Below are 21,041 nucleotides of genomic sequence, written 5' to 3'. Positions count from 1 at the left end.
AAAAAAGAGCCAATGGCTCTTTTTTGTTATTAGCTTTTTAAAAAGCGTTCTATTTTAGGTTTTACCGTAACCGACATTATCAGCATTATAGTTAAACCTATTGGTAATGCGGCTAATAATCCTTCAGCCCATCCAGTTACAAATACACGCATATCTGCATAGCCAATATTATTAGTAGCGGTAACAAACGCCATCACCGACTCCATGATCAGCGCCATAAAAACACTAATCAATAAATTACGTTTTAGCTCACTGCTATTAGGTAATAACTGGGCAACTAGCTTATGCATTAAGGTCATCATTACAAAACCAACAGGCGCCATAACCAATACTGCACTTATAAATGAGGTAAACCAATCTACATAAAAATGCTCTGTAACACCCACATTCACATAAGTCATAATGCCAGTTAGAGTACCGCCAATTAAGGTAATAATACTAACCATAACCAGTATTTTATAAATTACAGGTGTTTTTTTAGGCTCAACCATTACTGGATTTGCTGATACGGGTGTACTCATTTTTGGGCATGCCTCAAGCGTTAAATAGATGATAAAATCAACTATAGCAAATTAATTGATAATATCAACTACTTTAAGTTGGTTGGACCGCTTAAGATTAAAAGTAGTGGTAGCACTCGATGCAACCACTACTTTATGAGTATTTAAATTTATTCTGATTTATTAGCTATTTTTTGAAGATTCTCATGAATTTTAAATAATACAATTAATAGCTCACACCAGATGCGCGCACCAATTGCCCCACCAACAATTATGGCCAAACCACTAATGAAACCACCACCATACTTAGCAAACATTGTTGTTACACCTGAGATCAAAGTACCTATTAAAATTAACCAGTAAACGAATGTAATTATTTTTGGGGTTAACATTGAATCAAAAAAGAATATATCTTTCATTTTAGTCCTTTATAATTCCGTTTAAGAATACTAGTTTAGCTGAGTTAGAAACTAAACTAGTAATATAGAATTTTTTATTATTTATTTAAACTATCTAGCTCTTTTTCAAGATCTTTCATCGCTTTTTGGGCTTTAAACTCTTCGTAAAGCGCTTCGCGTGAACTAGGATCTAGACGCTTACCAGATTGAGCTACTAGGTTATTAAATGTTTCTTGTGTATTGCTCATTACAACGAATGTACAAAGTTGCTTTACCCCGTCTAATTTAGCAAATGCAACTTCTTGTGGCACAGCACCCACAAGGCTTTGCTGTGCAACTTGCTTACTTACTTGCTCAAAAGTTCCACCAACGTTTAGCTCATCATTACTTTGTGCTTTACGTTGGTATAGCTTGTCCATAACGCTTGCTTTAACCTGTATTTGCTGAGATAAATCGGCGCGAGCAGCTGCAATTGCTTGTGCTCTGTCGGTTGACATACTGCCTGACCAAGGTACGCATGACGACGATGCTAAACCTTTATCAGACACAGGTAATAACACCCAACTTGGTACTGAATCATTTTTTGCTAACGGCTCAGACTGTGTTTTTTCAGTGCTTGAACACGCACCTAATGCTAAAGCGGCTATTAGAGGTAATAACTTTTTCATTTTAAATTCCTTTCAATTGCTTTTGATAATAAGCGGTGCGTTTTACCACTTTTTGTAAATAGTTACGGGTTTCTTGCGCAGGTAAATTGTTAACCATTAGGGTGTAAACCTTCTCAGCTGACATTGCATTAGCTGCAATACTTGCTTGGTTCAGTGATTTAGAGCCACTCAGCGTTTTGGCTACGTTACCTGGGCCAGTATTATAAGCTGCAATACTCATGTAAATTCTTGATTGCACATTACGTACATTTTTAAAGTAACGATTACTTAAAATATGCACATAAGTGCTGCCTGCCTCTACGTTATTATCAGCCTGAAATAAGTACTCAGGGCTAAGTAATAGCGGTTTACCTTGCAAAAAATTGCTCACATCTTTACCCGCTGAAGTAGGCACTATTTGCATTAAACCAAAAGCAGGAATTGGCGAGCGTGCAAGCGGATTAAAACTCGATTCGGTATGTATAATTGCCAATAACAGTGCGGGATCTAAGTTATAACGCTTGGCTTGCTGTTGGACTTCTGGTAGATAACGTTTTGCTTGATTCGAAAGTGTATTATCGGGCAATTTATAGCTAATTTTTACCCTGTCTTTTTGTTTAGTTATTACAGGTGCCTTTGCAGTGAGCACCTCTTTTACAATCTCTGTAGAGAGCACCGTTTGTTCGACTATTTTTTTAGCTTGAGTCGTTTTTGGTGACTTACTTTGCTCAACTTTTTTATTTAAAGGCTTACCCGTTGAGGTAAAGTTTTTGCTGTTTATTGTGTTATTTGCCGCAATATAAACGGGATCATTTGAAAGTGTTTTATTAACCGTTACTTGTGAAAGCTCATTTAATTGCTGCTTTGCATATTCAACTGCTTGCTCGTCGTTTTGGCTGTTTAATAACTCAACAACGACTTCACCACTTTCGAAATTTACACTCGTGCGTTTATTTAGATCATCACTGTATTTAACCCACACTGTTGAGCTTGGCAGATTTGGATCTTGCCACTTTTGGGTTACTTGTTTTAAATATGCATTTTGCGCATTATGCCAAGCACTTACAAACGCTTCAAATTCTTGCCTTTGCTGTTGTTCGTACTGACTAAACTCACTTTGACGCTTTTTTAAAAAAGCCTCAAATTCGGCTTCTTCACTTGTTTGAGCTAAGCTATTTAAGCTCATAGTTAAACAAGCTAAAGCGCTAATTTTTAGTAATATTTTAACTTTTGAGTGCATTTTTATATCCCTATAAAATTAAAAATAACTACTTAAATCATCAGCAGATAGATTATCAAACTCAGTTTGAGCGGCTAAGTTTAAACGCTTACAGTCTATGCTTTCACATCGCCGGGTTAACGAAATTACTTGCTTATAGCGCTTATTAACAAACCAGGTTTGTGCAACTGAGGCTCTCGCTTCATCGAGTTTTAACTCACTCGCTTTTAAATATTTATCGAGATAGCTTAAACGTTGCTCCTCTGGCGATTGATCAGCTGCTAATGCTACTGCATCAGACATCGTTGTAGGGTGATTCAATGCAACTTGCAATAAAGCGCGTAAGTTTGCTTTATCTTTTTGGCTACCAACTTGCCAAGCCGCTCTAATGGCAAGTCCAGCTTCGTTAATATCTTGCGCAGCAGGTATTACAACACCAGTACAAGTTAACCATTCTTGCTGTTTTTCTTGCTCATAGTCCGTAATTTCAGCGTCAATAAAGCTTACCGACTCTGGCAAAGTAATATTGAGCTTTTTAGCTAAAATATTTCTAATAATACGACGCTCAGGCAAGGTCAATGCATTTCGACATGCCTGCTCAAGCGCATTTTTTGCACTCGATTTTAACGCCATTACTCGGGCGTATTGACCATTAGCCTGACTTTTAAAAAAAGCAGTTTGTTGTTCAATGGTTTGCTCTGAGTCGAAAGTGGCCGAAGCCACCAACGAAAGCGCTAAAATAGGTGCTAGCATTAAAGTTCCTTTTCGCTCGCTACTTTACCTGATGCACCTTGAGGGTTAGCCGCTTTTTCGTTTAACCCACCGTGTGCTTTTATTTTGTGGCCGTAGTGACTTACACCGTTAACAGTTTGGCCATTATTACCTTCCATCTCTTTAGCTGCTTTGCGTGCCGTTGCCTCTAAGCTTGGCGCATAAACAGCTACGCTGTACTGCCAAAATCCATCATCACTTGCAAAACTTTTAACACTTACACCAGGTGGTAATTTACCTTTTGCAACGGTTGAATACTCGTCAGATGTTTTTAATTGATTTAAAAACGTACTGCGATCTTCTTCAAGAATTTCTACTTGTTGCGGATCATTTAAGTATGGGTCATCGTACTCAAACTGTTTGGTACCTTCCATTTGCTTTTCGTTAAAGCTACCTTGCCAATACACTTTTTCACCTTGAATAGTGGCAAGCAACGCAGAACGCGCACGTGTTTGCGATTGCGATTTAGCAACGCCTTTAAGCTTACGAGCAACATTGCTGTTTCTATTTTGACGTGCAATTGCAGAGCCATAACCTAAAACGATAACTTCGCCAGTATCAGCGTTAGTAAGTACTTTGGCGCCAACAGGTGGTAAAACACCACTTTTAACATCACTGATTACTTGTTGGAAAATTACATTCGGTTCAGTAGTTACCGCTACGGCACCACGATTGCCTTTAATTTGTGAACGTGTTTTAGGAGTCGATATTAAACTTACGCGTACACCTTTCTCACCAATATTGTCGTACACGTCATAAGTAACAAAACCCGCTAACGAACCCGATACAGACTCTTTACACGCCTCCATCATATTAGTTTGTTCGTTTGCCGTACCTTCAACGCCCGTATCAATAACATCCATTCTTGCAGACACTACATTGCTACATTGATGTTCAACACCTTTCATATTTTCAATTAATTGTTTTTTCGCAATTAAATAAGCTTGATTATAAGCACCGCGTTTAGACAGCAAAGTCGCATTCATATTTTCGTAGGTGTTATAACTGGCACTACCAATAGATAAAATACCGGTGCCACTACCAACCTGAATCATTTTAATACCGTCTTCGTTGTCATCCATCAGTGCCTGATGAGCAACAGCAACTGCAACGCTTGTATCTTTTGCAACCACTACATCGCCAGAAACTTGGGCTTGTTCAGCACCCACTACTTGCGCGCCTGGGCGAGCAGGTATCATATCTGTTAGGCTAAATTCTTCCTCTGCGATTGCAGGCATAGCTAAAACCATTGCTAATGTTAATATTTTTAATTTCATCATCTATCCTTATTTGTACCTGAGTGTAAAGTCGTCTTCGACTGTAATTTTTGAAAGGCTTTTTGCTGTTATTGTCATTAACGCCTGATCAAGCGCATGAGCAAGCTCCCCGGTGCTACCTTTAAATCTCAGGCTTGCTACGGTATATTTTTGCTGTTTATGTATAGATATATCGCTTACGCCACCTAACGTACTTAACACATCATGCAATTTTTCTGGTTGCGTTAGCTTATTGCTTGGCAACATGACTTCACGAACCAAGCCCCCTCTTGCAACTACTTGAGTAAATGCATTATTAAGGGTGTTATGAAGCGCTTTTGATTGTGACTCGCTCGCCAAATGTACTGCCATTAAATCTTTTTCTACGTAAGGAGCATTAGGCAACGACATAAATGAAGGATCGTTTTTCCACTGACCATAAATGTTTCCAGCTAAATCTCTAACGTCAGCACTTAAATAAAGTTGTCTGTTGTTAGCGCGCTTAATCACTTCAGATTTAGCATAAATAACTAAACTAGCCGCGTTACCAACTTCAATTCCTTGCTCGTTTAACCAAACTTTTAGTTCGGTTTTTAATGGTTCAGGCGCAATAACTTGCACTCTAGGTGAACCAATCATGCTTAGTAATTTAGATGCTTTTTGAATAAGTGGTGCTTTTTCTACAACAGCCATAACGGTGACTTCCACACCACCATTTTGCAGTTCTCTGGTTTGCAGGGTTTGCCACTCTTTCACAAGCCCTTCACTATGACTCGAAAGCTGTTGCCCTATTAACTCTTGCATGTTTGTTGATTCGTTACCGTCAACAATATTCATACTTGTACTTGATGATTGCGTATGCTGCTGAGTAAGCCACACACCTACAACTTGCGATACAGCACGTTGCAAAGCATCTTGCTCTGCAATCGTCAGTGCTGTTTTACCTTCTTTTTTCCAGCCTTGGCCTATTACTGTCACACTAATATTTTGAGTGGTTTGTTGCCAGCTTTGCTCTTGCGGCTCTCCTAACTCTTGCGGGTTAAGGCTTACAGTCATGCATGTGTCGTTACCACTGAGTGTAGGCGTTGAGTAATTTAAAGGAACGGCACCAGCACTCAAACCTTCCATCATCATAGTGCGTTGTTGCTCATATAAGCTGGCGGCATCATCATCTAAACTGGTTGCTAAATGTTGCTGTGCACTCTGGGTTGTTAAGCTTTTATTACCTTTAATAAAACTTATAAGCTCAGCACTAGCTTGGGCTTTTGCACCCGAGATAGCCGTGCTACCTCGTCCATATGCACATGACTGTGTTTGCAGTGTACCATCAGACAATACATTCACTTGAGCTTGCGCACTCAAGGAACATAATGCTAATAAACCAAGCTTTTTGATCATGTACGGCTCTCCAAAAAGTCAGCGGGAGTACCGACCGATACAGCAAATATTTTTGTACCATTTGACGGTCGATAAATACCATTTTCAGCTTTGTTTTTAACATCATCTGCTGCATCGGAGTCTTTCCAACGAATAATTTCACCATTTGCACTACTACGCGAAGGGTTAACATTCGCAACGCCAATCGGTTCAACAAATCCTGCTTCATAGCTAAAAACTATCATTGTTTCGTTAGGAAGTACGCCTGCATTTTGACCTCTATCTAAACTAATTTTGTTCCCTTTAATACCTAAAACTTGCGCTGTGGCAGGCATTTCACTCAACATACGGGTAAGCAAGATATCAATACCACGCGATCCCATATCACTGAGTACTGCATTTACATGAGCACTTTGATCAAAGTGAAAACCTGCGACGTAGCGCCCGCTTACAGTCGTAAATTTTAACTCCGAGCGATCACGTACATCTTCAGATTTAACACGAATTTTGCCTAAATTAGGGTGCGATAGTTTTTCACGTGTTTGCGGATTTATAACGCCTGTTGTCAACTCTAATGTATAGTCGGCCCAATCGGTAATTGAACCTTCGGTTTTTAATGTTCTGAGTGAGTCTATTTTTACTACAAAATCGGGGATTAACGCTTTAACTTCTGCACGCTTGGCAGCGGCAACCACTCCTTGTTGTTGTAAAATTAATTGTTGTTCCTTTGAAATAGCATCATCATCACGCGTTACTATCCTGAAGCGATTAATTCCTGCAAATTGATTTTCGAGCATTAGCAATAAGTTTTGGTTGTCAAACTCGCGCATAGCATCAACACCAATACCACTGCCATTTACACCAGCTAAATCAAAGTACATGCGTACGATTGGTTTTTTAAGCGGACAACTATCTGTTTCTGTATTTGCATCAAACGTGCAACGCTCTAGACCTTGGGTGTCAAAATATGCAGGCATAGCTATATCCGCGTCATTAAATATATAAGCACTTTTGGCTATTACGGTATTTGAGGCGTTGTTACTAACCAACCCTGATTGTGTAGCACTTCCTTGTTTAGGTGAAGAGTTACACCCTGCTAATAAGGCGAGTGTAAATGCTGATAGAGTTAAGTTTTTTATTAATTTCATTACCATTCCTAAATATCGAACAGCCACTGACTAGCAGGCGCTTTAAGTTGTTGTACTAAATTGTTAATCGCTTTTTGTTTTGCATTTTCTTGTGTCGTAGCACTTTCTTGCGCAAAAAGATCCTGTTGTAGTAATACTTTGAAAGGACTTGAACTACGCGTAAGCGCTAGAGTTAAAATAACTTTGGCTGAATAATTATTATTAGATTTGGCGTACTGCCAACGTATTTGGGGACGCATCCATAAACGTGTATCGCCGCTATGTGGGAGTGCATTATTTAGTGCTGATTTAATTTCGCTAATATTATTAGCACCGATCACATCACAAGAAACAGCATTTAATGCTTTTGCTTGCTCATTCAATAAATTATTTAAAGTCGATTGAATTAATAGCTTAGGCCCAGAAAGGAGCTCTAATACTGCTAGCTTTTTTGCCGCAACATCAAGACCTCCACTATTTTTAAGTGCCCAAATGAAACGCTGTTCGTTGTCATTTTTTGGCGCAGAGATACGAGAAAGTTTTAATAAATCAGATTTTAGGTTTTTTACTAAAGTCGATTTTTTAACTCCCATTTTTAAAGCAAATAAGTTATTTTGCTCAAGCGTATTTAGCTCCTCTAGTCCAGTTAATGTAAACGGTAAACTAGTTAAGGTTGTTGCTTGTTCAAAATAATTGCTTGCTTGGTTGTCCTGCTTTATGAGCTTTTGTAATTGCTGCGTACTTACATCAACGCTTAGTTGAGTAGTAATATCGGCTATAGCCGCTTGCTTTGCAGCTAAGCGACTCTCACCAACCCCAACCGCAGTAATATATTCATCACTTTTTTGCGGTTGAGTTACCCAATCTGGCCAGTTTTGAGCTGAGCAGCTAAAAGCACATGCTATAAAAAAAGCAAAAATGCTTGTTTTCATTAGCCTTTCGCTTCTTGCTCAAGTTGTAACTCATTTATTGCAGTAATTGTTGCTTGCTCAAGTTCTATAATTTCGTTTGCTTCAAGCGCTAACGCAAGTTGATCTTTTGCTTTAATAAGAGCGGTGCCTATATCTTTAGGATCTTCTTCTTGCTCAGCATTCTCTTCATCGCTTGAAAGCCATGAACTGACAAGATTTCCACCCATTTTTAAAGCTGTTACTTTCGCTATGACAGTGCTGTGTTGGCTTAAAATATAAGCAGATTTAGCAATCTCTACCGTTAAATCAGTCGCAAGTTCAACATTTTGCTGATAAATACCTTCGTTCGCTAAGTTATAAGCTGCTATTTTATGACCAATTTCTTCATCTTTATTCTTTGCTCCTGCGTCAAACTCTTCGATTGCAGCTTGAAGCTGCTCTGGTGTCGACTTTTGATGGGCATATAAAAAGGCTTGTACATCACGGTAGTTATCAGTTTGAGTGCGGTATTCACCCATAACTTTTCGTTGACGCTCAAGGATAATAGCTGACATATTTAAAAATTCGTCAATACCTACCTGTACAGCCACCGGGTGAAAATAACCGAGTGTATCCATTCGAGTAGTTAACTCTGCAACTGCAGTATTGCGGTCTAAATTAGCAGAAGTACTAGTATCGGTTGTTGAAACACAACCAGCAAAAAGAGGTACAAAAATAAGTGCGGATAGAATAGCTTTTTTCATGAGGTAATTCCCTATACATTAAAAAGGCAAGAAAGCACAAAGCTAAGCTGTTGACTTGATTCATTCTTCCTTGAATATGAGAATAGAATTACCGAATTTGTAAAAAAATGCAACACAGAAAATTAATAAATTTATATTACTATCAACAAAAAAATAAACAAATGTAACCACGACAAGGTGTGCAGCTTAAGTTAATACTTTTGTCTCATTTTTGTGTGATAGCTCTATTTATTTAGTTTTATATAAAAAACCCTTGCAAGCTGTATAGATATTGTTCAATCACGTTTATCGTTAATTTTGAATAATTAGTCCAACGCTAACCACACACCTACAGCAACCATTAAGCTACCAGCAATACGGTTCATCCATTTTATATTATCACCACGGCTTAAAAATAAACGTAAGCTTTTACCGCCTGTTGCGTAAGCTAACATACTTAAAAACTCGGTGATCATTATAACGCCAAGCAATACTAAAAGCTGAGGGGCTACAGCATGCTCAACACTTATAAAGGGTGGCAGTAATGAAATCATAAACGCCCACCCTTTAGGATTTGCTATTGCGGTTACAAAACCTTGCGTAAATAACGACTTCCTACTTACGTCACTTGGTTTTGAGGTATCGACCGACATTTTTCCTTTGGCTCGCCACATGTTAACGCCAATATAAATTAGGTACGCACCGCCTACCCACTTTAAAATAGCGAACGCATCAGGGTAATTTAACATTACGCTTGCAACGCCTAATACCGCAGCTATGGCAACGGTTGCTACGCCTAACAGCTCACCTATCATCATCCATAATGTGCGGCGCACGCCAATGCTCATTCCGAGTGTCATGGCAAGGGTCATACACATACCTGGGGTGATAGACACAAAAAAGAACGTAGGAATAAAAACCGCAAGTGCTGCTACATCAATCATTAATTTACTCTCATATTAAAAGCAAAAACGCGGCTATAAGTAGCCGCGCTGTTGCTTACTCATGTTTATTACTATTGCCCAGCACTTACCACGGGTTCAGTAATAACCTCTACTGGCTCTGCTGTATCATTTAGCAAATACTTATCTAACCACTGCTCTTGTTCCCACAATACATGTAATAAGCTTTTACGCGCACGGTAACCATGTGCTTCGTAAGGGAGCATTACTAAGCGAGCATCTTTACCTAAACCTTTTAGGGCTGCGTACATGCGCTCACTTTGCATTGGGAAGGTTCCGTGAGATTGAGGGTGGGTCTTCTTGCACCCCACCGCATATGTAAAAAGCATCTATTGCTCAGCACTTACCACGGGTTCAGTAATTACCTCTACTGGCTCTGCTGTATCATTTAGCAAATACTTATCTAACCACTGTTCTTGTTCCCACAATACATGTAATAAGCTTTTACGCGCACGGTAACCATGTGCTTCATAAGGGAGCATTACTAAGCGAGCATCTTTACCTAAACCTTTTAGCGCTGCGTACATGCGCTCACTTTGCATTGGGAAAGTGCCAGAATTAGGATCTTCTTGACCGTGGATCATTAGCATTGGCTCGTTAATTTTTTCAGCGTGAAAAAACGGCGACATATTAGCGTACACACTTTGTGCTTGCCAAAAATCACGCTCTTCTCCTTGAAAACCAAACGGCGTTAATGTGCGGTTATACGCACCACTGCGGGCAATACCTGTTTTAAATAAATCGCTATGCGCCAATAAGTTAGCAACCATAAATGCACCATACGAGTGCCCTGCTATGGCAATTTTGTTTTTATCGGCAATGCCTTTTTTAACTAATACATCAACAGCTGCTTGCGCACTTGATACTAACTGCTTTCTAAAGTTATCGTTTGGCTCGCTGCCATCAATACCCACTATTGGCATTTTAGGGTCGTCAAACACAGCAATCCCTTTAGCAAGGTAAGGCATTGGGCCCCAATAACCAATGTAGGTAAACGCATAAGGCGATTCGCGAACTTGCGATGCTACGGCTTTATCTTTGTATTCAAGTGGGTAAGCCCACATAAGTACCGGTAACGGGCCTTGTGTTTTATCGTACCCTGGTGGTAAATAAAGCGTGCCCGAAAGCTCAACACCGTCGTCGCGTTTATAACGTAATTGCTCTTTAGTTACGCCTTTAAATGCAGGGTACGGGTGCTCAAATGTCGTTAATTGCGTTAACGTGTCGTTATCTAAATCACGTATAAAAAAGTTAGGTTGCTCAGTTTTAGATTCGCGAATAGTAATAAAGCGCTCACCTTCGTCATCAAGTAGTGCACGAACACGCTCATAGTATGGCGCTTCTGATTGCCATAAACGCTTGCTGCTATTTGTTTTAACATCGTACCTATCTAAAAACGGCACATTACCTTGCTCTGAAGCACCATTACCGCGCAGGTAAATATAACGCCCGCCTACAATTTTAATTACGTTTGCGCCTAAATCGTTGCGCTCGTAAATTGCATTCCCTGGGTCTTTATACGCATCGTTGTAACTACGCTCTGAAAATAGCACGCGGTTTCTGTCGGCATTTCGTGGTTGCACTATGTAAGTACGTACTTGGCGATCGCTAAAGCGCCAGTCTGTCAGCATGGCTACGTTTTCGTTGCCCCACTCCATTCCCGCATAACGGCGCTCTACTTTGGCAAATAATTTAGGCTCGCGTTTAAATGGTGCACGTAAGCTGTAAACATAATCATGATGCTCAACGTCGGTTTTCATGTCGCCGCCATCTTGCGCCTCGGCCCAAATAACTTCAGCACCTTGATCGGCTCGCCATTCAAAATCACGGCGGCCAGTGCGTACACTGTCGTAGCCTTGTGGAATATTATCGGCAAGTGGCTGTTTTGCCAGCTCTGCTAATGCATAGCCGCGCATGCCCCATATTTGCCACGTGCTTGCAAAGCGGCTGTAAGGCACTTGGTACGAAAACGGCTCATTAATACCGGCAACTAAAATATTGGTAGAATCAGGTGATACCGAAAACGATTTAAATAAAGAAGGGCTACCTATTGCTTGAGTATTGCCATCAAGCGTTATGTAAGCCAATTGCCCTTGGCCGTAAAACTTAAATTGTGATTCATCAAACGGGCTGGTTAATAAATTTTGGTAAGTACGTGCTGGTGCTTTTTCGCCAGTACTTTGTTGAATAACAGGCACTACATTTTGGCTGTTATTTTCAAGCCTTGGTTTACCAAAATTAACGGCAAGATTTGCAACAATGGCGCTGCTATCTGGCAGCCATTTATATGGCGATGCAGTTAGTACCGAATTTAACGCAGCACTAGTTAACTCTTTTGCTTGTTTGGTTTCAACGCTGTAAAGCCATAAGTTGGCTTGGGTTGGTTGCTCAACAACAAAGGCTAAATATTTACTATTAGATGACCATTTAGGTGAGCGGATAATGCCACTAGGTAAGTTGTTAATGCTAATAACCGACCCGCTTTGAACATGCTTTAGCTCCACGGCACTAAATTTGGCACTCACACGAGAGCGCGAAAAATTAGCGGGGTTTAGCTTAATACCAGCAAGCTTAAGCTCTTCTTTTGCAAGTTCATCAAGGGTTACTACACGTTTGCGTTCAAAAAGCGCTAGCCACTGGCCATCGCTCGATAAGTAACTAGTGGGTGCTAACTTAGCGTCAACCAATGCTGCAAGTTCGGGTGATGGGGTTTGATAGCCCTGCTCGGCGTAACTTGTTGGCACCAATGCCGCACAACAAATAAAGGCAACTAACAGCCTAAAAGCGCTCATGTTTTTATCCTTTTGTTATTTTTTACTCTTATAGACGTATATAAACACGTTTTGCTTTGTTCATAAAGTATTAAGGTAAGTTAAACACCTCTAAAAGATGACTTAATAGTGCTGATTAAGCTAAACTACAGCGCTATTTATTCACCACTGCGGTACTTAAAATACAATGCATAACAAAGCCAAATCAGTCACCATTTTTGATGTTGCAGAGCGTGCTGGTGTATCAAAATCAACCGTATCGTTGGTACTTACCCAAAGCGATAAAGTGGGCAATAAAAGTAAACAAAAAATACTCAAAGCGATAGATGAGCTAGGGTACGTTTATAATCGTGATGCCGCTGCTATGCGCTCAAAACGCTCTAACTTAGTGGCCATAGTAATAAATGATTTAACTAACCCAGCTATGGCACACCTTGCTACCAGCTTACAACTTTTGTTAAACGACAATGGCTTACAAGCCATGATTGTAAGCAGTAATAATAGTCTTGAGCTACAAGCAAACGCAGTTAAAAACTTAAAAGAATACAACGCGGCTGCATTTATTATTTGCCCCGTTGCTAATACTTGCCCCAAATGGCTTGATACGCTCAGCGCGCAACACAAAGTAATTACCTTAATGAGCGAAGTGCCCTTTAGCGCAGCTCCGTGTGTATTACCCGACTATAAAAAAGCCAGCCACGTAGCCAGTATGCATTTACTCGCACAAGGCGTGACAAACATAGTATTTATAGGCAGTGAACTTACTTTAAGTGATTCACAAGCACTGCAAAGTGGCTTTAATACCGCATGCGCGCAGCACAGCATTACAGCATTAGCACCCATTGACTGCGCAGTAAATACAGCCCTTAACGCTAAAAATGCATTTATAGAAGCATATAAACACAGCCCCACATTAAACGCAGTGGTGTGTGCAAACGATATTATTGCTCAAGGTGTTATTGCCGCCATTAACTCATTAACACATCACTGTATTAAAGTAGTGAGTTGCCACCACATTCCTAATAGCGCGGTTATAAATAATCACTTAACCACCGTGGCTATTAATACAACTGATATAGCTAAGCGGTGCCTTTTAATACTGCAAGAGCTACTACAAAATACAGCCCCGCCAGTAAAAACACTGGTAAATGTAAACTTACAAATTAGAGATTCTAGCCAATGAAAAAAGTGCTGGTAATTGGCTACGTATGGCCAGAGCCAAATTCGTCTGCTGCGGGAACGCACATGATGTCGTTATTAAATGCATTTAGAGCGCAAAACTGGGACGTTGAATTTGCAACGCCCGCGCAGCGCACCGAACACATGGTAAACCTTGACGACTTTGGTATAACCAGCCAAAGCATTGCACTAAACTGCGACAGCTTTGACGAATACGTTAAAGCTTATAACCCAGATATAGTCATGTTTGACCGTTTTATGATGGAAGAACAATTTGGCTGGCGCGTCGATAAGCATTGCCCAAATGCCATTAAAATTCTCGATACCGAAGATTTACAATGTCTGCGTAACGCTCGCCACGAAGCGCACAAAGGTGAGCGTGAGTTTACAACCAGCGATTTACACTCAGACATAGCAAAACGCGAAATCGCCGCTATTTTACGCTGCGACCTAAGCTTAATTATTTCAAGTTATGAAATGAGCCTACTAAACAGCGTATTTAAAATAGAGCCAAGCTTATTATACCACTTACCATTTATGGTCGATTTAAGCTCATTACCTACAAGTACAAAAACGTTTGAGCAGCGCCAGCACTTTATGACCATAGGTAACTTTAGACACGCGCCAAACTGGGATGCTGTACTTTACCTACAAAAAATATGGCCACTTATTCGCAAGCAACTCCCAAAAGCAGAACTACATATTTATGGCTCCTACCCACCACCAAAAGCCACGGCACTAAATAACCCTAAAACAGGGTTTTTAATAAAAGGCTGGGCCGATAACGCGTTTGATGTAATGCAAAGCGCACGCGTATGTTTAGCACCACTACGTTTTGGTGCAGGCATTAAAGGTAAATTGCTTGAAGCCATGATTATGCAAACACCCAGCGTTACCACTAATATTGGCGCAGAGGGCATGCATAACGATTTACCATGGCCTGGTAAAATAGCCAACACCGCCGACGATTTTGCCAATGCTGCTGTTGAAATGTACACCAATCAAAGTGACTTTGAACAAGCGCAGCAAGATGGCAACACGCTCCTTAATACGCTTTACGATAAAGCACAATTGAGCACGGTGTTAATTAAAAAAATCGATTCAATAAGTAGCGATTTAGAGGCTCATCGCGAAAAAAACTTCACAGGCCAAATGCTCAAACATCATACAATGCGCAGCACTCAATACATGTCGCAATGGATAGCTGAAAAAAATAAAAAATTAGATTAAAAATGACTAGACACACACCAATTAGTGTTTAAAATCGCGCCCAACAAACGTGGGCAGTTTTAGCTGTATTGTCTATATTTTTAGCTTAGTTATCGCAATATTTGGTCCAAAAAGATTTGAAAACTGCAACCTTTACAGAAAAACGCAAATTTATCGTTAAATTGGGTAAAATGCTTCACAAGTATGGTACGCCTGCTTACCGCCTAGAAGCTCACCTAATGGAAGTGGCTACATATTTAGGACTTAAATCGTCGTTTGTTATGTCGCCAACTTCGGTAACGTTTGTTATTTGGACTGATGGCCACGAAGACGAGTACACCCATGTTGCTCGTGTAGACCCTGGCGATCACGATTTAGGCTCACTTGCCGACACCGACGACCTTGTAAACCAAATGCTTGACGACAAGCTAACTTTACAAGAAGTTGACGCCCAGCTAGATGCTATCTACGACATGCCAAACCCATACAATAAACTTGTTACGGGCGTTGCGTTTGCAACTTCTGGTGGTGCGTTTGCAATGTTAATGGGTACTAGCTGGACTGATGTTATTTGGTCATCGCTTCTTACTTTAGTTGTTTATTTGTTTGTGCTTTGGTCTGGACGCTCAAAACGCGTAGCTCATATGCTTGAGCCATTGGTAGCCATAATATCGGCAATACTTGCATGTGCAGTAAGTGTGTATATAACACCTGAAATAAACATACGCTTGGTGGTACTTTCGGCCATTATTGTATTTATACCCGGTTTAGCACTTGCGCTTGGCTTAGCTGAGCTGGCAGCACGGCATTTAGTCTCTGGTACAGCAAGAGTCATGGACTCGTTTATGCTGTTATTTAAACTCTATTTTGGCGGTTTTATTGGCATAGGCATTGGCTTTGCACTCTTTGGGCAAGCTGACTTTGTACAACCTGAGCCATTACCAAAGTGGACCGCATGGCTGGCTATATTTTTACTTTGTAGCAGCTTAATCGTTATTTTTAGAACCAAACTTAAGCACGCTGTTTGGTCTATTGCATCAGGGTTTATAGCCTATGGAACCAGTATTGGCTCGGCTATGTACCTTGATTACACGTTAGGTACGTTTGTAGGTGCTTTATCGGTGGGTATATTTAGTAACTTGTTTAACCGCGTTGCTAATGCGCCAGCCTCTATTGTGGCCATGCAAGGCTTAATTGTATTAGTACCAGGTAGCAAAACCTATATTGGCTTAAACTCACTCATTGAAGGCCAAGACTTTATATACGCAGAGCATATAGGCCAGCAAACGTTTTTAATATTTATGTCACTTGTTGCAGGGCTAATATTTGCAAACGTGGCTCTTCCGCCTAAAAAGAGTTTGTAAGTGATACTGAGCGCTCGCTTTACTTTAATTGAGTAAAGCGAGTAAAACGTTAAACTAAAAACAACTACCAAGTAGCAATTGAGGCCAATGCTAAGTGTTTTAGCTCATTACATTGCACTTGAGTCAAACTCAAAAACCTCATAGTGATTCCAACGTAAAAACAGTTCAGCGCTTTCTAAATAACCTAAACTCTGGATAATAAATCTATCTCAAGCAGCTATTTTCAGCGCTAACTGCGTTGAATTTACTTGCAATAGGCCAGCTATTGACGCGTAAATTCGCCTTGTTTTCACTAAAAATCTCTGGCTAGAGAAAATAAATTTAAATATCACTATGATTCAATATTTTAGTAAATCTCTTAACCAGAGTTCAGGTTAAATACAGATTTATGTCATCATTTGATGAATAGCAAAAATCATCCCAGTGATCACAAAAAACTATCCAAGGTAGGGCTAATGCTCTTGCTTGATCTTCACTCAATGGATTGAGTTTATTTAATGTAGCTTTAGAAAAATCACCATGGGATGAGCTAATCCAGCGCCATGCTAAAGAAAAGTCTTCAATTTTAATCAACGCTCTATACCTACTTTTATAAACACGTAATTGACCTTATAGGTTATTACTATTACCTACTCTATACAAACTTCATGTTATTTTAATTTTAGTTCAACAAGTTACAAGGTAGCACTATGGTTTATTAATATTTAAGAAAGTATGTCAGACGTTTTTTACATTACGTGAAAGGTATACATTTGCAATAAGCAAATAATAGAGGACATTGCTTTATACTTCCCTATTGAGCCAAAATACTCAATAAGGAAGTAACTCACTTAGCGTGACCAGTTAGTTTTGGCAAGCTCTACAATCTCGTTTCCTTTGCCGTTTATTAACGCCTTCATCATGTAAACACTAAAGCCTTTTGCTTGCTCTAATTTGATTTGCGGTGGCATTGAAAGCTCTTGTTTTGCAGTATCGACTTCTAAAACAACAGGTCCTGAGTGGTTCATCATCTCGTTCATTGCCGATGGTAATTTTTCAGGGTCATCCACATGAATCCCTTTTAAGCCACAGGCCTGTGCAATGTTAGCAAAACTTGGGTTTTCTAAATCAGTATCGCTTGATAAAAACCCACTGGCTTTCATTTCCATAGCCACAAAACTAAGTGAGCGATTATTATAAACAACAATCTTTATTGGTAAATTAAGGTGCTTAAGCGAGATTAAGTCCCCCATTAACATCGAAAAGCCACCATCACCACACATTGCAATGACTTGGCGGTCTCTATCAACAGATTGAACTCCCATTGCCTGCGACATCGCATTTGCCATAGAGCCATGATTAAACGATCCAATTAAGCGCCGCTTACCATTCATTGATAAATAACGCGCAGCCCACACTGTTGGCGTACCTACGTCACAAGTAAAAACAGCATCGTCAGCCGCTTGCTCGTTGAGTAACCGTGTTAGGTATTGCGGGTGAATTAAATTTTGCGAGGTTTTGCCGCTGGCTAGTTCATCGAGATCTTGTCGAGACTCTTTGTAATTTTTAACACATTTTTGTAAGTGCGAACTGCTCCGTTCACCTTTAATATAATCAAGCAGTGTGGTCACTGAATTTTTAGTATCCCCTAACACGCCACAGTCAATTTGCACGTGTCGCCCGAGTGACGCAGCCTGATTATCAATTTGCAATACGGTGGTATTTTCGGGGTAAAAAGCACGATAAGGAAAACTAGTACCAATCATTAATAACGTATCGGCTTCTTGCATTGCATGATAGCCCGACGCAAAGCCAATAAATCCGGTCATACCAACATCGTAAGGATTATCGTATTCAATAAATTCTTTACCGCGCATGGCATGCACAATTGGCGCTTGTAGTTTTTCGGCTAGCGCAACAATTTCGTCGTGGGCATCCTTACAACCAGCACCACACAATAAGGTTACTTTTTTACTTTTATTAAGATGAGTCGCCATTGCTTCAATATCAGATAAAGCGGGAGTATGTGTTGCTGGCTTTGGCACGTTCCAATTTGGTTTGATAGCTTTAGGCATATCTTTTAATGCAATGTCGCCAGGTAGCACAAGTACACTCACGCCTTTGTTTAATATTGCTTGTCGCATTGCGGTTTCAAGCAGGTACGGCATTTGCTCAGGGCTCGACACCATTTCACAATACACACTGCATTCTTTAAATAATTCTTGCGGATGGGTTTCTTGAAAATAACTACTGCCAATTTCAGATGAAGGAATATGTGCGGCAATTGCTAATACTGGTACATTATTGCGCTGACAATCAAATAAGCCATTAATTAAATGAAGATTACCTGGCCCGCAAGAACCCGCACACACGGCAAGCTCGCCTGATAAATGGGCTTCGCCACCAGCCGCAAATGCGGCAGCTTCTTCATGTCGCGTACCTAACCATTCAATTGTTCCCATTTTTCGCAGACTTTCACTAATGCCGTTAAGTGAATCGCCAGTTACTCCCCAAATACGTTTTACGCCCGCTTGTTCGAGGGTTTTAGTGATAAAACTTGCGATATTTTGACTCATAATATAGAACTCCTAAATATTCAGTTATTCTGTAAATTGATTTTTCGCCTCTGATCTATCAGGTAAGTCATCGTTTCGAAATGCGCTCAATTATTGAGAATCGATAAGCTTAAATATTTTGATAATGATAGATATATTACTACTGAGACTTTACCAGCAAACGCCTAGGTTTGCTGCGCCCCCATACTGATACATAAAACATGAATGTCCGCTTTAAAGTGTTTATGAATATGCGGATGCGAGATTTTTAGTGGCTTAACTATGAATATGTTATTATGCGCTCAATTATTTTACTGAATGCTTTTCTCTTACTTCTATGTCAAATTCTGCTTCTTGCTTTACATTATTTTCTCAAAATATTGATGCTCTCGCGCTTCCTGAAAAGTTTACTTTCCCTTTTTATTACGAGCCGCAACCATTAGCTGTAGCAGCCACAAAACAATTACAGCAACAACTTGAAACGTTAACGCATTTAAAAGCAGAAAATGCAGGTAAAATGTTTGGGGTTTTAGTGGTGCAAAATGCTAAGCAACAATTAGGCTTTTTAAGTGCTTATTCGGGGCAAATTGAAGGTGATAAAGGTAATATTAACTTTGTGCCGCCTGTTTCTAGCATGCAACTTCAAGACGATACCTATTTGGCTCAAAGTAAAATAATTAACGATATTAATACTCAAATTGAGCAGTTAGAAAATAGCGAACAACTGCTTGAAGTTAATAGCAAACTTGATGATGCAACACAGAGTTACCAGCAAGCGTTATTAGCTCAACAGGCAGTAATGCAAGCCGGTCGTCGGCAACGAAAAATACAACGTACCGAAGGCGAATTAGAGCTTAGCGAAAGTGATTTTGAGCAGTTAAAAAATAAGCTTGCAGGGCAAAGCATCATAGAAAAAAAGCAACTGCTGGCACTTAAAGCCTATTGGCAAAATATAATCGAGTCACTGCAGCAAACACACATCAATATTTCTGATGAAATTGCTCATTTAAAAAAACGCCGTAAAACCCTTTCTAAAAGCTTACAAAAAAAGCTATTTGCACAGTACCAATTTTTAAATGCAAATGGTGAAACTACAGATTTAAATGCTATTTTTGCAGCATTACCTGAGCACACTCCTCCTTCGGGTGCTGGCGATTGTGCAGCGCCTAAATTATTACAATACGCCTATAAACATGACTTAAAGCCACTTGCTATGGCAGAGTTTTGGTGGGGAGCAGCACCTAAATCAGCAATTAGGCAGCATAAAAACTACTACCCTTCTTGTTACAGTAAATGCCAACCAATACTTGGGCATATGCTAAAGGGTTTAGATGTTGAAGATAACCCACTACTTACCAACCCTGCTCAGGGTAAAGATTTAAGTATTGTTTATAAAGATGACGACTTACTTGTGGTAAATAAGCCCGCTGAGTTTTTATCGGTACCTGGCGTTAATATTGATGACTCAGTTTATATGCGCATAAAAACGCAGTTTCCAGAGGCATCAGGGCCACTAATTGTACACAGATTAGATATGTCGACTTCTGGGTTATTGATGATTGCGCTTAATAAACGTGTGCACAAAGCACTGCAAAAGCAGTTTATTGAACGCACCATAGATAAACGTTATGTCGCATTAGTTAATGGTAACGTAGCTGAGGATAGCGGAGTAATTGATTTGCCCCTAGTGCTCGACTTTGATGATAAACCGCGCCAAATGGTGTGTTACACACACGGTAAGCCATCACTTACTACCTGGCAGGTTTTAGAGCGTAACAACAATATTACCCGATTACAGTTATACCCTAAAACAGGGCGAACTCATCAATTAAGAGTGCATTGTGCGCACAGCTTAGGTTTAAACATGCCAATTATAGGCGACACACATTACGGGCAAAAGGCCGATAGATTACATTTACATGCAGAATACTTAGCATTTACTCACCCTATTACGCTTAAACGATTAGAGTTTGAAGTAGCCGCTGATTTTTAATAAACACATAACTACAGCGACTATATTATACAATGTGTTTGTTTTTATTAATTAAATTGATATCGTTTGTGGTCTTATTTTTTCAATGAGAAGTATAAAAA

The 21,041-nt window shown here is 39.9% G+C and carries 18 protein-coding genes and 1 pseudogene; 4 read left to right on the top strand and 15 right to left on the bottom strand.

Annotation, left to right across the window (positions count from 1 at the left end; all coding sequences use genetic code 11):
* Positions 1 to 29: 29 nt before the first annotated feature.
* From QT16_RS10985 to QT16_RS10925, 13 genes and pseudogenes are all read right to left on the bottom strand, one after another.
* Positions 30 to 521: a DUF2798 domain-containing protein gene (locus QT16_RS10985; RefSeq protein ID WP_039488417.1), complete on the bottom strand. Its 492-nt coding sequence runs from the start codon at positions 519 to 521 to the stop codon at positions 30 to 32.
* 149 nt (positions 522 to 670) lie between these two features.
* Positions 671 to 919 (bottom strand): DUF4282 domain-containing protein, encoded by a 249-nt coding sequence (locus QT16_RS10980; RefSeq protein ID WP_002960155.1) that lies wholly within the window; start codon positions 917 to 919, stop codon positions 671 to 673.
* Positions 920 to 996: 77 nt separating this feature from the next.
* Complete coding sequence (locus tag QT16_RS10975) at positions 997 to 1,566, bottom strand: hypothetical protein (protein WP_002960153.1); 570 nt, start codon at positions 1,564 to 1,566, stop codon at positions 997 to 999.
* A 1-nt stretch (position 1,567) separates the two neighbouring features.
* Positions 1,568 to 2,785, bottom strand: coding sequence for a murein transglycosylase domain-containing protein (locus QT16_RS10970; protein ID WP_002960150.1), 1,218 nt, complete (start codon positions 2,783 to 2,785; stop codon positions 1,568 to 1,570).
* A gap of 18 nt (positions 2,786 to 2,803) precedes the next feature.
* Positions 2,804 to 3,517, bottom strand: a complete 714-nt coding sequence (locus QT16_RS10965) for a hypothetical protein (RefSeq protein ID WP_039488416.1) — start codon at positions 3,515 to 3,517, stop codon at positions 2,804 to 2,806.
* Positions 3,517 to 4,812 carry a hypothetical protein gene (locus QT16_RS10960; protein WP_039488415.1) on the bottom strand — a complete coding sequence of 432 codons (1,296 nt, stop codon included), beginning with the start codon at positions 4,810 to 4,812 and terminating at the stop codon, positions 3,517 to 3,519. The genes QT16_RS10965 and QT16_RS10960 overlap by 1 nt, the downstream gene beginning before the upstream one ends.
* Positions 4,813 to 4,821: 9 nt before the next feature.
* Positions 4,822 to 6,189, bottom strand: coding sequence for a hypothetical protein (locus QT16_RS10955; protein ID WP_039488414.1), 1,368 nt, complete (start codon positions 6,187 to 6,189; stop codon positions 4,822 to 4,824).
* Complete coding sequence (locus QT16_RS10950; protein ID WP_033021129.1) at positions 6,186 to 7,316, bottom strand: hypothetical protein; 1,131 nt, start codon at positions 7,314 to 7,316, stop codon at positions 6,186 to 6,188. Before QT16_RS10950 ends, QT16_RS10955 begins: the two co-directional genes overlap by 4 nt.
* 8 nt (positions 7,317 to 7,324) lie before the next feature.
* The gene (locus QT16_RS10945) at positions 7,325 to 8,227 is read right to left on the bottom strand and encodes an LPP20 family lipoprotein (protein WP_039488413.1); all 903 of its coding nucleotides are present in this window, start codon (positions 8,225 to 8,227) and stop codon (positions 7,325 to 7,327) included.
* On the bottom strand, positions 8,227 to 8,949 hold the full coding sequence (locus QT16_RS10940; protein WP_002960140.1) for a hypothetical protein: 723 nt from the start codon (positions 8,947 to 8,949) through the stop codon (positions 8,227 to 8,229). Before QT16_RS10940 ends, QT16_RS10945 begins: the two co-directional genes overlap by 1 nt.
* A 305-nt stretch (positions 8,950 to 9,254) precedes the next feature.
* Positions 9,255 to 9,872 (bottom strand): LysE family translocator, encoded by a 618-nt coding sequence (locus QT16_RS10935; protein WP_039488412.1) that lies wholly within the window; start codon positions 9,870 to 9,872, stop codon positions 9,255 to 9,257.
* Positions 9,873 to 9,943: 71 nt separating this feature from the next.
* A pseudogene (locus QT16_RS10930) lies at positions 9,944 to 10,168 on the bottom strand (alpha/beta hydrolase family protein); the annotation flags it as partial.
* Positions 10,169 to 10,219: 51 nt separating this feature from the next.
* On the bottom strand, positions 10,220 to 12,682 hold the full coding sequence (locus tag QT16_RS10925) for a S9 family peptidase (protein ID WP_039488410.1): 2,463 nt from the start codon (positions 12,680 to 12,682) through the stop codon (positions 10,220 to 10,222).
* 166 nt (positions 12,683 to 12,848) lie between these two features.
* Here QT16_RS10925 and QT16_RS10920 point away from each other — a divergent pair, with 166 nt between their 5' ends.
* The 3 genes from QT16_RS10920 (at position 12,849) to QT16_RS10910 (ending at position 16,413) form a co-directional block, all read left to right on the top strand.
* A complete protein-coding gene (locus QT16_RS10920) occupies positions 12,849 to 13,844 on the top strand; it encodes a LacI family DNA-binding transcriptional regulator (RefSeq protein ID WP_039488409.1) in 996 nt (331 codons plus the stop codon).
* Positions 13,841 to 15,070 (top strand): glycosyltransferase, encoded by a 1,230-nt coding sequence (locus QT16_RS10915; protein WP_039488408.1) that lies wholly within the window; start codon positions 13,841 to 13,843, stop codon positions 15,068 to 15,070. The genes QT16_RS10920 and QT16_RS10915 overlap by 4 nt, the downstream gene beginning before the upstream one ends.
* Before the next feature lie 116 nt (positions 15,071 to 15,186).
* The gene (locus tag QT16_RS10910) at positions 15,187 to 16,413 is read left to right on the top strand and encodes a threonine/serine exporter family protein (protein WP_002960134.1); all 1,227 of its coding nucleotides are present in this window, start codon (positions 15,187 to 15,189) and stop codon (positions 16,411 to 16,413) included.
* 369 nt (positions 16,414 to 16,782) lie between these two features.
* Here QT16_RS10910 and QT16_RS10905 read toward each other — a convergent pair whose 3' ends face one another.
* Together QT16_RS10905 and poxB are read right to left on the bottom strand one after the other, a co-directional pair.
* Complete coding sequence (locus tag QT16_RS10905; RefSeq protein ID WP_039488407.1) at positions 16,783 to 16,986, bottom strand: hypothetical protein; 204 nt, start codon at positions 16,984 to 16,986, stop codon at positions 16,783 to 16,785.
* A gap of 257 nt (positions 16,987 to 17,243) precedes the next feature.
* Positions 17,244 to 18,968, bottom strand: coding sequence for a ubiquinone-dependent pyruvate dehydrogenase (poxB, locus tag QT16_RS10900; RefSeq protein WP_039488406.1), 1,725 nt, complete (start codon positions 18,966 to 18,968; stop codon positions 17,244 to 17,246).
* A gap of 316 nt (positions 18,969 to 19,284) precedes the next feature.
* On the opposite strand from poxB, the gene QT16_RS10895 reads away from it, so the two are divergent.
* Positions 19,285 to 20,940, top strand: coding sequence for an RluA family pseudouridine synthase (locus QT16_RS10895; protein WP_039488405.1), 1,656 nt, complete (start codon positions 19,285 to 19,287; stop codon positions 20,938 to 20,940).
* The last annotated feature ends 101 nt before the right edge of the window (positions 20,941 to 21,041 follow it).

Source organism: Pseudoalteromonas distincta (assembly GCF_000814675.1).
Lineage (GTDB): Bacteria > Pseudomonadota > Gammaproteobacteria > Enterobacterales > Alteromonadaceae > Pseudoalteromonas > Pseudoalteromonas distincta.
This window is presented reverse-complemented; position numbering and strand designations above follow the sequence as displayed.

What these genes read in the sequence shown, in the direction of transcription:
- QT16_RS10985 (WP_039488417.1), bottom strand. Translation starts at nt 521, where the DNA reads ATGAGTACACCCGTATCAGCAAATCCAGTAATGGTTGAGCCTAAAAAA.
- QT16_RS10980 (WP_002960155.1), bottom strand. Translation starts at nt 919, where the DNA reads ATGAAAGATATATTCTTTTTTGATTCAATGTTAACCCCAAAAATAATT.
- QT16_RS10975 (WP_002960153.1), bottom strand. Translation starts at nt 1,566, where the DNA reads ATGAAAAAGTTATTACCTCTAATAGCCGCTTTAGCATTAGGTGCGTGT.
- QT16_RS10970 (WP_002960150.1), bottom strand. Translation starts at nt 2,785, where the DNA reads ATGCACTCAAAAGTTAAAATATTACTAAAAATTAGCGCTTTAGCTTGT.
- QT16_RS10965 (WP_039488416.1), bottom strand. Translation starts at nt 3,517, where the DNA reads ATGCTAGCACCTATTTTAGCGCTTTCGTTGGTGGCTTCGGCCACTTTC.
- QT16_RS10960 (WP_039488415.1), bottom strand. Translation starts at nt 4,812, where the DNA reads ATGAAATTAAAAATATTAACATTAGCAATGGTTTTAGCTATGCCTGCA.
- QT16_RS10955 (WP_039488414.1), bottom strand. Translation starts at nt 6,189, where the DNA reads ATGATCAAAAAGCTTGGTTTATTAGCATTATGTTCCTTGAGTGCGCAA.
- QT16_RS10950 (WP_033021129.1), bottom strand. Translation starts at nt 7,316, where the DNA reads ATGAAATTAATAAAAAACTTAACTCTATCAGCATTTACACTCGCCTTA.
- QT16_RS10945 (WP_039488413.1), bottom strand. Translation starts at nt 8,227, where the DNA reads ATGAAAACAAGCATTTTTGCTTTTTTTATAGCATGTGCTTTTAGCTGC.
- QT16_RS10940 (WP_002960140.1), bottom strand. Translation starts at nt 8,949, where the DNA reads ATGAAAAAAGCTATTCTATCCGCACTTATTTTTGTACCTCTTTTTGCT.
- QT16_RS10935 (WP_039488412.1), bottom strand. Translation starts at nt 9,872, where the DNA reads ATGATTGATGTAGCAGCACTTGCGGTTTTTATTCCTACGTTCTTTTTT.
- QT16_RS10925 (WP_039488410.1), bottom strand. Translation starts at nt 12,682, where the DNA reads ATGAGCGCTTTTAGGCTGTTAGTTGCCTTTATTTGTTGTGCGGCATTG.
- QT16_RS10920 (WP_039488409.1), top strand. Translation starts at nt 12,849, where the DNA reads ATGCATAACAAAGCCAAATCAGTCACCATTTTTGATGTTGCAGAGCGT.
- QT16_RS10915 (WP_039488408.1), top strand. Translation starts at nt 13,841, where the DNA reads ATGAAAAAAGTGCTGGTAATTGGCTACGTATGGCCAGAGCCAAATTCG.
- poxB (WP_039488406.1), bottom strand. Translation starts at nt 18,968, where the DNA reads ATGAGTCAAAATATCGCAAGTTTTATCACTAAAACCCTCGAACAAGCG.
- QT16_RS10895 (WP_039488405.1), top strand. Translation starts at nt 19,285, where the DNA reads ATGTCAAATTCTGCTTCTTGCTTTACATTATTTTCTCAAAATATTGAT.